The sequence below is a fragment of the Serratia sp. TSO36 genome, from assembly GCF_057808395.1.
Map to the genome: position 1 here is coordinate 212,471 of NZ_JBJZOU010000010.1, position 15,060 is coordinate 227,530.

The window sequence follows — 15,060 nt, forward strand, 5'->3', positions numbered from 1 at the left end:
AAAGAATTTAGCGGGAGTTACCCTGGAAAATAGTGAAGCCGACCGCCCGGCGTGAGCCGATAGGCAGCGATAATGCCTTTTTGTTAATAGGGTTTTTAACGAAAAGTGAACTATTGCAGGCCGTCCGGATGCAAATTGATCGGTTCACGTTACTGGCGGGGTATTATTGTTTGCGAGAATGTTAAAAACTACTTTTGTAACTAAAAAAAATGAATATAAGCAAAAATAGGCCGGTTGCTGTCGCAGGAATAAACAGAGAGGGGAGTAAGGCCATATAACCGCGTTATTTTCAGGGGTTAATTGTCGCGTAATTAAACGTTATTTCGTTATCACACAATAATTGCGGTTAAATTGCAAATACGCATCGGTAACCAATAATAAACGGCCGCCGTTGCGGGCGGCCAGGATTCACAAGGCGGTTACTTGATGCCCATCGCATCGCGCATGGTGAAGAACAGATCGGTCTGATCGGTCAACCCCACCACGTTGGCGGCGTGCGGGCCGTAGGCCGCGACGCGCAGCTGGGTGCCGGTGTGCCCCTGCGATTCCTCTTCCGAGTTGCCGTAGCTGAGGGTCATCGGCGCGCCGTCTTTGGTGGTCAGTGTCTGGGTCAGGCCCGGCGCTTTGGCGTCGGCGGCGACGATCTGGCTGGAGTGCGCGTGGTCGGCGGTGACGATCACCAGCGTGTTGCCGTCGGCGCGGGCGAAGGCCAGCGCTTTTTGCACCGCCTCGTCCAGATCGACGGTCTCACCAATCTGCCCGCACGGGTTGGCGGCGTGATCCTGCTTATCGATCGACGCGCCCTCTACCTGCAGGAAGAAGCCGTTCGGGTTGTCTTTCAGCAGCGCGATCGCTTTTTCGGTCATCGCCGCCAGCGTTGGCGTGGCCGCGGTGCGAGCCGGGTTGTTTTCGCAGGTCACCGCCGGTTTGTCGAGGTTGCCGTGATAGCTGGCTTTCGGCCCCAGCCAGCGCACCGGCATGTTGCCGTCGGCGAACAGGCCCAGCAGCGGTTTTTGCTGATTGGCCAGGGTAACGGCCTGCAGTTCATCCGCGTTGCTCACCCACTGATAACCTTGCGCCGCCGCTTGATCTTTCAGCGATTTTCCTTGCCATTCGCCGCTTTTCGCCAGTTGGTTGAAGGATTTCGCGCCGCCGCCCAGCGTGACGTCGGCACGGGTTTTCAGCAACTGCTCGGTGATGGAACCGCGGCCGCCGTTTTCCAGCGCGTTAGCGGCGCATTTCTCGCTGGTTTCCTCCGGGCCGTAGCATTTGCGCGAGGTAACGTGCGACACCAGCGCCGCCGGCGTGGCGTCCTGCAGTTCGGCGGTGGAGACGTTGCCGGTGGCCTTGCCGGCCGCCTTGGCGATCTCCAGCAGCGTCGGCTGGTCTTTGCCGTTCACGTCCACGCCGAGCGCGCCGTTATAGGTTTTCACCCCGGTGGCCCAGGCGGTGGCGGAAGCGGCGGAGTCGGTCACGTAATCCGGTTTGTGGGTTTTCTTGTCCAGCGAGTAGTGGGTGTATTGCCCGGTCAGCGGCAGGGCGTCGATGCCCTTGAAGTAACCGCCTGCGCCCTCGGCATAGTTGCGGGCGGCGGTGATCTCGGAATCTCCCATGCCGTCGCCAATCAGCAGGATCACGTTTTTCACCGTTTTGTCCGACAGCGACGCCTTCAGCGCGGCGGTCTGATCGCCGGCCAGACGACGGGCGCCGCCCGGTTCGGTGAGGGTGCCGCGCGCGGCGCGCTCGGTCAGGCCATCGGCATTGGCCGAGTTTTCCGCCGCGATGGCGGAGGAACAGAGCAGGGCGGACAGCACGGCGCCGGCGATCAGGGATACAGCAGGTTGCATGGGGCAAGCTCCTTGTCGTAATACAACAATGTAAATAACATCAAATTGTTACGTAAGGAGAGTAGAGCAGAGGGATGACAATTTTATGACAGCGGAAGGCGGGACGGCCCGGCGGCCATCCCGTTTGACGATCAGGCCGCGCGCGCCGGTATAGTGAGCCCACGCTGCACCGCCGGCCGCGCCAGACCGCGCTCCAGCCACTGCGCGACGCGGGGGAAACTGTCGAACTCTACCAGTTCGCGCGCCTCATAGAAGCCGATCAGGTTGCGCACCCAGCCCAGCAGCGAGATATCGGCGATGGTGTAGTCCGCGCCCATGATCCAGTCGCGGCCTTCCAGGCGCGTTTCCAGCACGCCGAGCAGGCGTTTCGATTCGTTTTTGTAGCGCTCCAGCGGCCGCTTATCTTCATACTCGCGCCCGGCGAATTTGTGGAAGAAACCGAGCTGGCCGAACATCGGGCCGACGGCGGCCATCTGGAAGAACACCCACTGAATGGTTTCGTAACGCTGCGCCGGATCCTGCGGCAGGAAACGGCCGCTCTTTTCCGCCAGGTAGAGCAGAATGGCGCCGGATTCGAACAGCGGCAGCGGCCGGCCGCCGGGGCCGTCGGGATCGATGATCGCCGGGATCTTGCCGTTCGGGTTCAGCGCCAGGAATTCCGGCGTCCAGGTTTCGTTGTTGCCGATGTCGATCAGGTGCGCCTCATAGGGCAGGCCGATCTCTTCCAGCATGATGGACACTTTGACGCCGTTCGGCGTCGGCAGGGAATAGAGCTGCAGCCTTTCAGGATGCTGAGCCGGCCAGCGTTTGACGATCGGGAATTGGGTGGAATCGAGCATGGAAACTCCTCGGGTTGGCGGGGTGGCCTAAGCGTACCCCTTGAGTATTGCAGTAAAACTACCCCGCCGCCGGGTTAGACCGTGAGTTCAAAATGTGCGGCCAGCGCTTTTTTACCGGCAGGGGTCAGCTGCAACTCGCGGCTGTCGAGCCGGCGGACGATCCAGCCGCGTTGGATAAACGCGGCCAACAGCGCGGCGCCCAGCGCGCCGCCGAGGTGAGAACGGCGTTCGCTCCAGTCCAGGCAGCCGCAGGCGAAGCGGCGGCGGGTGGGGGCGGGGGAGCAATCGACGCCCAGCCGCGCCAGCGCGGCCTGACCGGCGTCGCTTAACCGGTAGTCTTCCTCACCGCTCAGCCAGTTCAGCGCATGCAGCCGATCGTGCAGTTTCACCGCCACCTCGCCCGCCATATGGTCGTAGCAGGTGCGGGCATATTGCAGCGTGGTGGGCGTGCTGCTTTTCACCGACGTGCGCGGCACGCCCGCCAGCGCCATCAGGCCTTCTAGCGCTTCGGCCACCGGTTGCCCGGCCAGCCGAAAATAGCGGTAGCGCCCCTGTTTGACGCAGGCGATCAGCCGCTGCTCCAGCAGTTTCGCCAGATGTGCGCTGGCGGTGGACGGGGCGACCTCGACCGCCGCGCTGAGCTCGGTGGCGGTGTAGGCGCGCCCATCCATCAACAGGCACAGCATGCGCGCCCGGGTGCGGTCGGCGATGGCGGCGCTCAGCGCCGCCAAACGATCTTCTAGGTCGATGTTAAGCATACTTCGAGGTTAGACGAAGTATGACTGCGCGTCCATTGCTAACCTGTGGCTGTCGCATTCTGGTGCTGTGCGTCTGTGTTCGCTGGATATTGATGAGCGGGCGCTGGAATCGGTGCGGTGGCGCCATTCCGACAATGCGCGCGTACCTGAATTTTACCGTTGAGAGGAAACGATAATGATCGCCGTGATTTTTGAACTGCAGGCCGCCGACGGGCAGCGCGATACCTATCTGGCGCTGGCGGCGGAGCTGAAGCCGCTGCTGGCGCAGATCGACGGATTCATCTCCATCGAGCGCTTTCAAAGCCTGGCCGATCCTGCGCGCCTGCTGTCGCTCTCCTTCTGGCGCGACGAGGCGGCGGTGCAGCAGTGGCGCAATCTCGAGCAGCACCGGGCGGCGCAGGCGCGCGGCCGTGGCGAGGTGTTGGCGCACTATCGGCTGCGGGTGGCGGAGGTGGTGCGGGACTACGGGCTGGAGAGTCGCGACCAGGCGCCGCAGGATAGCCGTTGCTATCACCGCACCTGAAAAAAGCCCGCCGGCGGCGGGCTTTCGTCTGTTATTTCGCTTCGCTGCCCACCTTCATTGCCCCGGCGTAGCTGGCGCCCATCCCCCAGGCGGCGCCGTGGTCGCGGGCGATCTGCAATACGCCTCCCGCCGTGGCTTTGCGGCTCCAGTCCTGCTGCCATTCCAGCATCAACGCCACCCAGTTGATGGGCGTGGCGCCCGCCTGTACCAGACGCTGCATGGCGTTGTTTTGGCTGTCTGGCGTAATGTCGCCGGTGACGTCCGACAGGATATAAACCTCATAACCCTCGCCCAGGGCGGACAGCGCCGGCAGCATCACGCAGCTGGCGGTCCACAGCCCGCCGATGATGATTTTCTTGCGGCCGGATTGTTTGATCAGATCCACCACGCGCCGATCCTGCCAGACGTTGATGGCGGTGCGGTCGTATACCTGCAGGTCCGGGCGTGCCTGCGTCACCTGCTGGAATACCGGCCCGGCGAAGCTTTTGGCGTTGGCCGAGGCCAGAATGGTCGGCACGTTGAACACCTTGGCGGCCTTGGCGATGCCGGCGGCGTTATTGACCAGGTTGGTTTGATCGATAGAGGAAATGGTCATGCCGAACATGTCCTGCAGATCGACCAACAGCAACAGGCTGTTCTCGGCGGTCAGCGGTTGCACATAACCCGCCTGGCGGCTGTCGGCGGTAGGGGATTGCGCCAGCGCGGCGACGGGGGCGGCGGCGGCGGCGCTCAGGCCGAGCAGCAGGGCGAACAGGGTCTTTTTCATTATTAACTCCATGATTATCAGTAGATTAAATTCACCTCTCACTCAGGGAGGCGGTTGAATGAAGTCTACTGAGGTTGTTGAAGTTAATAATCTGTGTTTTATTGAATTTATAATTAACCATAAGGACATAATATGGACGTGCTACTGACGATGCGCGCCTTTCGTCGCGTGGTTGAGCGCAACAGTTTTTATAAGGCGGCGGAGGATCTGGCGATCACGCCGGCGGCGTTGAGCAAGCAGATTAAGCAGTTGGAAAATCGGTTGGGGACGCTGTTGCTGGTGCGCACTACCCGTAGCATGAGCCTGACCGAAGCCGGGCAGCTCTATTACCAGGAAGCCTGTCGGTTGCTCGGCGAGTTCGACGCGCTGGAGCAGACGGTTGCCGCCAGCGCGCAGCAGGTCTCCGGCACGCTGCGGGTCAATGCGCCGCTTTCGTTCGGCCTGACGGTGTTGTCGCCACTGCTGCCGCCGTTTATGCAACGTTACCCGCAGCTGCAGGTGGAGCTGACGTTGGACGACAGGGTATTGGACGTGGTGGCGGCCGGTTTCGATATTTCCTTGCGCATTCGCCGACGGCTGCCGGATTCTTCCCTCAGCGCCCGGGCGCTGGGTGAAGTGCACCAGCGAATTTGCGCCGCGCCCGGCTATTTGGCGCAGCACGGCGTGCCGCAAACGCCGAATGAATTGCAGCGACACAGCTGTCTGGCCTATTCCCTGGCGGAAAGGCCGGGGCAGTGGCAGTTCACCGCCGGCGAGGAGAGCCTGAGCGTGACGTTCACTCCCCGGTTGATCGCCAACAACAGCCTGATGCTGCGGGATATGCTGGTGGCGGGACTGGGCATCGGTTCGCTGCCGTCGTTCGTGGCGGATCCCGAAATCGCCGCCGGCAGGCTGGTGCGGCTGTTCCCTGAACAGATTGCCGACGTGCATCAGGTTTTCGCGGTTTACCCGACGCGCCGGCATGTGCAGCAGAAAGTGAGTTTATTCACCGAATTTGTGCGAGAACAGGGATTGATGACGGCGAATTGACAACGGCGCACGGTTGTCATATTCATTAGCTATGAAAAAATCCTACCGCCCATTCGCGCAAATTATTATCACCCTTCTCCAAAGGGTGGGATAGCGCGTGTGTCGCCAATAAAAACCCGCCGGCAGGCGGGTTTTTTTATCCCCTTCCGGCAACGACCGGAGAACGTCATGAAAACCTACCCTGCAGTTTTACACCTGATATGTGGCAAGGCCGGCGCAGGCAAATCGACGCTGGCGCAGCGTTTGGCGCAGCAACCGCAAACGCTGTTGCTGGTCGAAGATGCGTGGCTGGCGACGCTGTATGAGCAGGAGATGACCAGCCTGCAAGACTATGCGCGCTGTTCCGACCGGTTGCGGCGGGCGCTGGGCGGGCACCTCGTTCAGCTGCTGCGCGGCGGCTGGTCCGTGGCGCTCGATTTCCCGATGAATACGCCGGACAGGCGGCGCTGGGCCAAAGCGTTGGCGGAGGAGGCCGGCGTTGCGCACTGTCTGCATTTTCTCGACGTCAGCCATGCGCAATGCCTGAGCCGGATAACGCTGAGAAACGCGCGCGGCGAGCACCCGTTTACACTGAGCGAAGCGGAGTTTGAGCGCCTGGCGCAGTACTTTGTTCCCCCGGCGGAAGAGGAAGGAATGACAGTCTTGCGTTATGGCGAACAGGACTGAAAACCGGCGCCATGACGGCGCCGGCAACAACAGGGCTAGGCTTCGGCGTTAAACGCGTTGTGGAAGGCGACTTCCGCGCACGGCAGCGCGGCCTGGAAGGCGATGGCGCAGAAGTAGATTAGAAAGGCTTGGTCGGCAGGTATTTGCCGTCCAGGGTGATCACCGCGCGTTCGCCGCCTTCCGGATCGGCGACCTTCTTGATATCCAGCTTGAAGTTGATGGCGCTGATGATGCCGTCGCCGAACTGCTCGTGCACCAGTGCTTTCAGCGTGGAACCGTAAACCTGCAGCATTTCATAGAAGCGATAAATGGTCGGATCGGTCGGCACGCCGCCGGGAATGCTGCCGCGTAGCGGGATGGTTTGCAGCAGCTGTACCGCCTCTTCGTCCAGCCCGAGCTTGGCCGCCACGGTGCGTGCCGCTTGTTCCGGCAGCGCATGCTGCCCCAGCAGCGCGGCGGTGACGAACGCCAGGCTGAGTCCGGTGCCCTCCGCCAGCGCGTCGAAAGTCAGGTTATGGCGGATCTTGGCGGCCATGATGGTGTCGGTGAGCGCTGCGCGCGGGGCGGCGTTGTGCAGAGAGTGTGTCATGTTAGCTCCTTTTGTTGGCTTAAAAACGGGCGAGCGCCGGGGTGGCGGTCACCTCGGGATAGGTGGCGAGCGGCACGAAGCGGCGGGTTTCGCCGTCCAGCGCGTCGATAGCGCCGCTGGCGATGTCATAGACCCAACCGTGCAGCGTCAGGCGTCCCTGATCCAGCGCCAGGGCGACGGAAGGGTGCGTTTTGATGTTGTTGAGCTGGGCGATGACGTTTTCGCGCACCATCGATGCGACCCGCGCCTTGTCCGAGGCGTGCGGATAAGCCTGATTGACCGCCTTCGCTGAATCGGCGTAACGCAGCCAGCCAGCGACAGTGGGCAGGTGATCCAGACACTGGCAGGTGGCGATGGCGGTCATTGCGCCGCAGTCGGAATGGCCGCAGATCACGATATCTTCCACGCCCAGCGCGGCGACGGCGTACTCGACCGAGGCGGTAACCCCGCCGGGTTCGGGGCCGAAAGAAGGCACGATGTTGCCGGCATTGCGGATCACGAACAGATCGCCCGGCTCGCGCTGGGTGACCAGCTCCGGCACCAGACGGCTGTCGGAACATGAGATAAACAGGGTGCGCGGGTTTTGGCGGGTCGCCAACTGCTGAAACAGCGCCGTGCGTTCAACAAAGGCTTCGCGCTGGAACTTCAGGAAGCCTTCAATCACCTCTTTCATCCGTTTCTCCATTGGGTGTCGTTATGCGATGGCGGCATGATGAACGCTTCTGGCTATAGGGTCTAAGACCCATTTATAATGCCAGCTATAGGTTTTACTAATAGCTGGGGCGTTATGCTGCTGCGACACATCCGTTATTTTCTGGCCGTTGCCGAACAGGGCAACTTCACCCGCGCCGCCGAAGCGCTGCACGTGTCGCAACCGACGCTGTCGCAACAGATCAAGCAGCTGGAAGACACATTGGGAGCGCCGCTGTTCGATCGCAGCGGCAGAGCCGTGCGCCTGACCGACGCCGGTGAGGCGTGGATGCGCTATGCGCGGCTGGCGCTGCAGGATCTGGATGCCGGCGCGCGGGCGATCCATGACGTGGCGACGCTGGCGCGCGGCCATTTGCGGCTGGCGATGACCCCCACGTTCACCGCCTATCTGGTGGGGCCGGCGATCGATGCCTTCTACCGCCGCTATCCGGGGATTACGCTGAGCATTGAAGAGATGGCGCAAGAGCGAATGGAGGCGCTGCTGGCGCAGGATAGGCTGGATCTGGGCATTGCCTTCGAGATGGCGCAGTCGGCGGAGGTGGAAGCGGCGCCGTTGTTCAGCGAGACGCTGGAGCTGATGGTCGGCACCGATCATCCCTTGGCGTCTCATCGCCGGCCGCTGACGCTGGCGGAGTGGCAACATCTGCCGCTGGCCTTGCTGAGCGGCGACTTCGCCACGCGTCAGTTTATCGATCGCTACTGCACGCAGCTGGGTTTCCGGCCGCAGGTGGCGGTGGAGGCCAATGCGCTGGGCGCCATCGTCGAGATCGTGCGGCGCGGGCAGCTCGCCACGCTGTTGCCGGCCGCCATTGCGCGCGAGAACCGGCAGTTGAAAAAAGTGGCTTTGGCCAACGCCATGCCGGTGCGGCAGGCGGTATGGCTGCAGCGCAAAGGCGCTTACCGCAGCGCCGCCGCGCAGGCGTTTATTGCCCTCTTGCAGGAACAGGGCATTACGCCGGTGCCGGGCAGCCGATAGCCGCACGGCCCGGCAGCAGGCGCTATTCTTTATGACGCTCCCGGAACAGCAGAGTGGCGATCAGGCTGACGGTCAGCATGCCGGTGACGTACCACGCCGGCGCCAGCGGGTTGCCGCTGACATCCAGCAACCAGGTAACGATCAGCTGCGCCGAGCCGCCGAACAGCGTCACGCCGAAGGCGTAGATCATCGAGGTGCCGGTGGCGCGCACGTGGCGCGGCAGCGCCGAGACGATCAGCATAGTGCTGGCCAGCATGTTGATCCCCAGCGCGCCGATCAGCAGGATGCGGAAAACGATCGCCAGCCACAGGGTTTGCGTGGCGCTGAGGAACCAGAAGGTCGGGTAAATCAGGATCAACGCCGCAAAAATGGAGAACAGCAGCGGCCTTTTGTAGTTCTGCACCCGATCGACGTAACGGCCAGCGCAATAGACCGCGATGATCTGTACCACAGAGGCGATACAGCTGAACAGGTAGGCGGTCGGGCCGGCGATGTGATAGGTCTGCATCATGTAGGTCGGCATATACAGCAGCACCACGTAGACCATCACGGTGCCGGACATGATGATCAATACGCCCAGCAACAGATCTTTGGCATGATTACTCACCAGATCCCATACCGGATTCAGCGGCGACCGCGCGTGAGCCGGCGCCTCTCCACTGTAGGTCTCTTCCAGATGTTTGCGAATATAGATGCCGACGGGAATGATCAACAAACCGATGATGAACGGCACGCGCCAGCCCCAGGCATACAGCGCCTGCTCCGGCAGAAAATAGGTGAGCGCCAGCCCGCAAGAGGCGCCGAGCAGGGCGCTGACGCCCTGGCTGATCGCCTGCCAACTGACGAAAAAGCCGCGCTGATTGGCCCCGGCGGACTCCAGCAGAAGCGTAGTCGCTGAGCCCACTTCACCGCCGGCGGCAAACCCCTGAATCAGGCGGCCAACCACGATCAGCACCGGCGCCAGAACGCCGATTTGCGCATGGGTGGGCGCGAAGGCGATCAGCGCGGTGCCGACGCCCATCAGCACGATGGTCATCAGCATGGCGGCCTTGCGGCCGACCCGATCGGCATAGGCACCCAGCACCATGCTGCCCAGCGGGCGCATGATAAAGCCGACGCCGAACACCGCCACCGACATCAACAAGGAGCCGTAGGCGCTGTCGCTGGGAAAATAGAGTTTGCCGATAATGGCGGCAAAGAAGCTGTATACGGTGAAGTCGAAAATCTCCAGGCCGTTGCCCAGGCTGGCGCCGACAATGACTTTGTAATTTACCGCGCCCTTCTCCGCCGTTTGGCTTTTGGGCAATGCGTTTTCAGCAGTGTTCATCGTTGTCTCTCGCGATAGGTGGACGGTGTGTTGTTATTATTTTCTGGCCGGGGGGGCGTTATCCGGGGCGGCGATAACCGAGCCCCGAAACGCCAACAAAACGGCAACGTCACGTTTACATATACTTGTATGTACAAGCATATGCAATATGAGAGTAGTTAGCGCGATAACGGTGGTTTGATTTTTACATCTTACTGTATTTAATTGTTTTTATTTGGTTTTTCCTGTTATCTGAACGAATGTGCCATGTCGGTTTAGTGAGCTGTAACGCATTAATCCTCTAAAAAACCTTGGTATTTAAGAAGGCGGTCACAAAATGTCGCGTATAGCAGAATGTGTGGCGATAGTCGGAAAAAACTAGAATTAAATAGAGACGTGTTGGCTGTATTAATGATTTTCATAAGATGAACAGATACGATTTATTCGTGCCTGGGGCGGTTCTGGGGAGAATAAATGTCATTTTTAAGTTTAATTAATATATTTGGCGAATTGGTTTCAAATATTGTACGGCTTGCTGCGTGAAATCTCGCCGTGAATTTTATCGGTATTATTCAACCCAGCTATGACTCATCCGTCGTCACCGCTCAAAATGTCACCAAAACTTCCCGCGATCTCTTAACCCCGTTGTGGCATAATGCGCGCCAAATCACATTCCCTATGTATAAAGAGCGAGCGCTGTGTTAAGCACCAACAACATCACCATGCAGTTCGGCAGCAAGCCGTTGTTTGAAAACATCTCTGTTAAATTCGGCGGCGGCAACCGTTATGGCCTGATCGGCGCCAACGGCTGCGGCAAGTCCACCTTTATGAAAATCCTCGGCGGCGATTTGGCGCCGACCGGCGGCAACGTGTTCCTCGATCCGAACGAGCGCCTGGGTAAACTGCGTCAGGATCAGTTCGCCTTCGAACAGTACAGCGTGCTGGACACCGTGATCATGGGCCACACCGAGCTGTGGGCGGTGAAGGAAGAGCGCGACCGCATCTACGCGATGGCGGAGATGAGCGAAGAAGACGGTTATAAAGTGGCCGATCTGGAAGTCGCCTACGGCGAGATGGACGGTTACACCGCCGAAGCGCGCGCCGGCGAACTGCTGCTTGGCGTCGGCATTCCGGTGGAACAGCACTATGGCCCGATGAGCGAAATCGCGCCGGGCTGGAAGCTGCGCGTGTTGCTGGCGCAGGCGCTGTTCTCCGATCCGGAAATCCTGCTGCTCGACGAACCGACCAACAACCTGGACATCGATACCATTCGCTGGCTGGAGCAGGTGCTGAACGAACGCAACAGCACCATGATCATCATCTCGCACGACCGTCACTTCCTGAACATGGTCTGCACCCACATGGCGGATCTGGACTACGGCGAACTGCGCGTTTATCCGGGCAACTACGACGAATACATGACCGCCGCCACCCAGGCGCGTGAACGTCTGCTGGCCGACAACGCCAAGAAGAAGGCGCAGATCAACGAGCTGCAATCGTTCGTCAGCCGTTTCAGCGCCAACGCCTCCAAATCCAAGCAGGCCACCTCGCGCGCCCGCCAGATCGACAAGATCCAGCTGGAAGAAGTGAAGGCCTCCAGCCGCCAGAACCCGTTCATCCGTTTCGATCAGGACAAGAAGCTGTTCCGTAACGCGCTGGAAGTGGAAGCGCTCACCAAGGGCTTCGACAACGGCCCGCTGTTCAGCAAGCTGAACCTGATGGTGGAAGTGGGTGAGAAGGTTGCGGTGCTGGGCGCCAACGGCATCGGTAAAACCACCCTGCTGAAAACGCTGGTGGGCGATGCGCAGCCGGACAGCGGCACCGTGAAGTGGTCGGAAAACGCCCGTATCGGTTACTACGCGCAGGATCACGAATACGAGTTTGACGATACCCTGACCGTGTTCGACTGGATGAGCCAGTGGAAGCAGGAAAAAGACGACGAGCAGGCGGTGCGCAGCGTGCTGGGTCGTTTACTGTTCAGCCAGGACGACATCAAGAAGAAAGTGAAGGTGCTGTCCGGCGGTGAGAAGGGCCGCATGTTGTTCGGCAAGCTGATGATGCAGCGCCCGAATATTCTGGTAATGGACGAACCGACCAACCACCTGGATATGGAATCCATCGAATCGCTGAATATGGCGTTGGAGATGTACGAAGGCACGCTGATCTTCGTCTCCCACGACCGTGAGTTCGTCAGCTCGCTGGCGACGCGCATTCTGGAAATCACCCCGAACAAGGTGATCGACTTTACCGGCAACTACGAAGACTATCTGCGCAGCCAGGGCATCGTCTAACCCTCGCGGCAACGCATCAGGGCGGGAATTATCCCGCCCTTTTTTTATGCGTCATTTCCTGCCGCACACCGCGCAGTGCGGATCCTTCGGCAGTTTCATCTCGCGGAACTGCATGCTCATCGCATCGAACATCAACAGCTTGCCGCGCAGCGGCTGACCATAGTCGGCCAGCAGCTTGATGGCCTCCATCGCCTGCAGGGTGCCGATAGTGCCGACCAGCGGCGCCATCACGCCCGCTTCGACGCAGGTGAGGGCGCTGTCGCCGAACAGCCGGCTCAGGCAGCGGTAGCAGGGTTCGTCCGGCTGATAGGTGAACACGCTGAGCTGGCCTTCCATGCGGATCGCCGCACCGGAAACCAGCGGCCTCTGCTGCGCGTGGCACAGGCGGTTCAGGGCGTCGCGCGCCGCCACGTTGTCGGTGCAGTCCAGCACCAGATCGCAGGCGGCGATCTCTGCCGCGACCGTGTCATCTTCCAAACGGCCGTCGATCGCGTCGATGCGAATATGCGGGTTGATGGCGTTCAGTTCCTGCCTGGCGGAGGCGACCTTGCTCTGGCCGATGCGATCGTCGCGGTGCAGGATCTGGCGCTGCAGGTTGGAGAGCGAGACGGTGTCGAAATCCACCAGCACCAGATGGCCGACGCCGGCCGCTGCCAGATATGGCGCGGCGGCGCAGCCCAGCCCGCCCAGCCCGGCGATCAGCACGCGGGCAGCCTTCAGCTTCTCCTGGCCGTCGAAGTCAAAGCCGCGCAGCACGATCTGGCGGTTGTAGCGCAGCGCTTCGGCGTCGGTCAATTCCGGCAGCATGCTCAGCTCCTCAGCAGGGCGTTGAACGGCTCGATCTCCACCGTTTCGCCTACCGCCACCGAACCGCGTTCGCGCTCCAGCACGATGAAACAGTTGCCCTGGCTGTAGGAGCTGAAGACGTGCGAGCCCTGGTGGCCGGTAGTGCTGACCTCCAGTTCGCCCGCGGCGTTGCTGCTGAACACGCCGCGCTGAAAATCGAGGCGGCCCGGCGATTTCTTCAGCGGGGTCAGCACGCGCGCGCGCAGGCGCGGCGGCAGGCGCCAGTCGCTGTGGCCGGCCAGCTTCGCCAGCAGCGGTTGCACCAGTTGGTAGAAGGTCAGGGCGGCGGAAACCGGGTTGCCCGGCAGGCCGCAGAACCAGGCGTGGCCCAGTTTGCCGAAGGCGAAGGGTTTGCCGGGTTTGATCGCCAGCTTCCAGAAGCTGACCTGGCCCAGTTCGTCGAGCATTTGTTTGGTGTAGTCGGCTTCGCCGACCGAAACGCCGCCGCTGCTGATGACCACGTCGGCCTGGCTGTCTGCCCGTTCGAAAGCGTCGCGCAGCGCATCGCGATCGTCGCGGATAATGCCGAGATCGAGCACTTCACAGCCCATCTGCTCCAGCATCAGGCGCACCGCGAAGCGGTTGGTGTCGTAGATTTGGCCCGCCTGCAGCGGCTGGCCGACCGGCTGCAGTTCGTCGCCGGTGGAGAACACCGCCACCTTCAGCTTACGCATCACCTGCACCTCGGCGACGCCAAGCGAAGCCAGCAGCGGCAGCTGTGCGGCGCCCAGCTTCACCCCGGCCGGCAACACGCTCGCGCCCCGGCGAATGTCTTCACCCGCCAGACGGATATTCTGCCCGGCTTCAACCGGCGCGGAAAAACGCACGCCCTGGTCGCTCACCTCGGCCTGCTCCTGCATCACTACCGCGTCCGCCCCGGCCGGGATCGGCGCGCCGGTCATGATGCGCACGCAGCTGTTGGCCGGCCATTGGCCGTCGAACGGCGCACCGGCGAAGGCTTTCCCGGCGACCGGCAGCGGCGCATTGGCCGCCAGATCGGCGAGGCGCACCGCATAGCCGTCCATCGCCGAGTTGGCGAACGGCGGCACGTCGAGCGGCGAGACCACCGGCGCGGCGGTGATGCGGCCGGCGGCGGCGGTCAGGGCAACGGATTCGGTTTGCTGCAGCGGGGCGACCTGCCCGAGCATTTTTTCCAGCGCTTGCTCCAGGGAAATGAGATCGGAAGTATGGCAATGATCCATAAAGGGAACTCCGTAATCAGGGTGCGCTAAAATAGCGACAAAGTGCGGGTATTATGGCAGAGAACGCCGGGGGGGAGAACGGGTTATGCCCGCCATCTTTCGCACTGCGGTGCTGGGGCGATCGGGTATAAACTGCGTAAAACAGAGGAGAATCATGATGCATAAACAGGTTATCGACTTCTGGTTCGACGAGATCGAACCGATCATGTGGTTCAAAAAGGACGACGATTTCGATCGTCTGCTGCACAGCCGTTTCGGCGAAATCTGGCGCGCGGCGGCGGCGGGGGAGTTGGCGCACTGGCGCGACACCATCGAAGGGCGCCTGGCGGAGGTGATCGTGCTCGATCAGTTCAGCCGCAACCTGTTCCGCGGCACGCCGCAGTCGTTCGCCTGCGACGGCATGGCGCTGATCCTGGCGCAGGAGGCGATCCGCAGCGGCGAGTGCCAACGGCTGAGCCGCGAGCAGCGCGGTTTCCTTTATCTGCCGTTCATGCATTCGGAATCGCCGCTGATCCACCAGCAGGCGCTGGTGCTGTACACCGAGCTCAATAACGGCGACCAGCTGGAGTTCGAGCTTCGGCACAAGGCGATCATCGATCGTTTCGGCCGCTACCCGCATCGCAATGCGATATTGGGCCGCACCAGCACGCCGGAAGAGGAGACTTTTTTGCAGCAGCCCGGATCGGGTTTTTAATCTCGGATCATCTGCGC

15 protein-coding genes are annotated in these 15,060 nt (G+C 61.2%); 6 read left to right on the plus strand and 9 right to left on the minus strand.

What is annotated here, in order from left to right; all coding sequences use genetic code 11:
- Positions 1 to 419 precede the first annotated feature (419 nt).
- The 3 genes from phoA to ACK3CV_RS08105 all read right to left on the minus strand — a co-directional run bounded on the left by phoA (position 420) and on the right by ACK3CV_RS08105 (position 3,444).
- A complete protein-coding gene (gene phoA / locus ACK3CV_RS08095) occupies positions 420 to 1,847 on the minus strand; it encodes an alkaline phosphatase (RefSeq protein ID WP_033653376.1) in 1,428 nt (475 codons plus the stop codon).
- 131 nt (positions 1,848 to 1,978) lie between these two features.
- The gene (locus tag ACK3CV_RS08100) at positions 1,979 to 2,686 is read right to left on the minus strand and encodes a glutathione S-transferase N-terminal domain-containing protein (RefSeq protein ID WP_039566863.1); all 708 of its coding nucleotides are present in this window, start codon (positions 2,684 to 2,686) and stop codon (positions 1,979 to 1,981) included.
- A gap of 74 nt (positions 2,687 to 2,760) precedes the next feature.
- Entirely contained in the window at positions 2,761 to 3,444 is a 684-nt protein-coding gene (locus ACK3CV_RS08105) for an ArsR/SmtB family transcription factor (RefSeq protein ID WP_033637696.1), read from the minus strand.
- Between the two features lie 175 nt (positions 3,445 to 3,619).
- Between ACK3CV_RS08105 and ACK3CV_RS08110 the strand changes: the two genes are divergently transcribed.
- Positions 3,620 to 3,967: an antibiotic biosynthesis monooxygenase family protein gene (locus ACK3CV_RS08110; RefSeq protein WP_033637697.1), complete on the plus strand. Its 348-nt coding sequence runs from the start codon at positions 3,620 to 3,622 to the stop codon at positions 3,965 to 3,967.
- Positions 3,968 to 3,998: 31 nt separating this feature from the next.
- On the opposite strand, the gene ACK3CV_RS08115 is transcribed toward ACK3CV_RS08110, so the two are convergent.
- Positions 3,999 to 4,733 (minus strand): isochorismatase family protein, encoded by a 735-nt coding sequence (locus ACK3CV_RS08115; protein WP_164037293.1) that lies wholly within the window; start codon positions 4,731 to 4,733, stop codon positions 3,999 to 4,001.
- A 132-nt stretch (positions 4,734 to 4,865) separates the two neighbouring features.
- Here ACK3CV_RS08115 and ACK3CV_RS08120 point away from each other — a divergent pair, with 132 nt between their 5' ends.
- A complete protein-coding gene (locus ACK3CV_RS08120; RefSeq protein ID WP_033637701.1) occupies positions 4,866 to 5,762 on the plus strand; it encodes a LysR family transcriptional regulator in 897 nt (298 codons plus the stop codon).
- 168 nt (positions 5,763 to 5,930) lie between these two features.
- The gene (locus ACK3CV_RS08125; RefSeq protein WP_164037290.1) at positions 5,931 to 6,428 is read left to right on the plus strand and encodes a P-loop nucleotide/nucleoside kinase family protein; all 498 of its coding nucleotides are present in this window, start codon (positions 5,931 to 5,933) and stop codon (positions 6,426 to 6,428) included.
- Between the two features lie 118 nt (positions 6,429 to 6,546).
- Here the strand turns inward: ACK3CV_RS08125 and cynS are convergent, their stop codons facing one another.
- Both cynS and ACK3CV_RS08135 read right to left on the minus strand, forming a co-directional pair.
- Positions 6,547 to 7,017 carry a cyanase gene (gene cynS, locus ACK3CV_RS08130; protein WP_033637703.1) on the minus strand — a complete coding sequence of 157 codons (471 nt, stop codon included), beginning with the start codon at positions 7,015 to 7,017 and terminating at the stop codon, positions 6,547 to 6,549.
- A gap of 19 nt (positions 7,018 to 7,036) precedes the next feature.
- A complete protein-coding gene (locus tag ACK3CV_RS08135; RefSeq protein WP_164037288.1) occupies positions 7,037 to 7,690 on the minus strand; it encodes a carbonic anhydrase in 654 nt (217 codons plus the stop codon).
- A 114-nt stretch (positions 7,691 to 7,804) separates the two neighbouring features.
- Here ACK3CV_RS08135 and cynR point away from each other — a divergent pair, with 114 nt between their 5' ends.
- Entirely contained in the window at positions 7,805 to 8,704 is a 900-nt protein-coding gene (cynR, locus tag ACK3CV_RS08140) for a transcriptional regulator CynR (RefSeq protein ID WP_164037285.1), read from the plus strand.
- A gap of 22 nt (positions 8,705 to 8,726) precedes the next feature.
- Here the strand turns inward: cynR and ACK3CV_RS08145 are convergent, their stop codons facing one another.
- Complete coding sequence (locus ACK3CV_RS08145) at positions 8,727 to 10,031, minus strand: MFS transporter (RefSeq protein ID WP_164037282.1); 1,305 nt, start codon at positions 10,029 to 10,031, stop codon at positions 8,727 to 8,729.
- A 677-nt stretch (positions 10,032 to 10,708) separates the two neighbouring features.
- Between ACK3CV_RS08145 and ACK3CV_RS08150 the strand changes: the two genes are divergently transcribed.
- On the plus strand, positions 10,709 to 12,301 hold the full coding sequence (locus ACK3CV_RS08150; RefSeq protein ID WP_033637709.1) for an ABC-F family ATPase: 1,593 nt from the start codon (positions 10,709 to 10,711) through the stop codon (positions 12,299 to 12,301).
- Positions 12,302 to 12,352: 51 nt separating this feature from the next.
- Here ACK3CV_RS08150 and moeB read toward each other — a convergent pair whose 3' ends face one another.
- Together moeB and moeA are read right to left on the minus strand one after the other, a co-directional pair.
- Entirely contained in the window at positions 12,353 to 13,108 is a 756-nt protein-coding gene (moeB, locus tag ACK3CV_RS08155; RefSeq protein WP_164140726.1) for a molybdopterin-synthase adenylyltransferase MoeB, read from the minus strand.
- A gap of 2 nt (positions 13,109 to 13,110) precedes the next feature.
- Positions 13,111 to 14,349: a molybdopterin molybdotransferase MoeA gene (gene moeA, locus ACK3CV_RS08160; protein ID WP_164140728.1), complete on the minus strand. Its 1,239-nt coding sequence runs from the start codon at positions 14,347 to 14,349 to the stop codon at positions 13,111 to 13,113.
- A 157-nt stretch (positions 14,350 to 14,506) separates the two neighbouring features.
- On the opposite strand from moeA, the gene ACK3CV_RS08165 reads away from it, so the two are divergent.
- Positions 14,507 to 15,043 (plus strand): DUF924 family protein, encoded by a 537-nt coding sequence (locus tag ACK3CV_RS08165; RefSeq protein WP_164037487.1) that lies wholly within the window; start codon positions 14,507 to 14,509, stop codon positions 15,041 to 15,043.
- Positions 15,044 to 15,060: the final 17 nt, after the last annotated feature.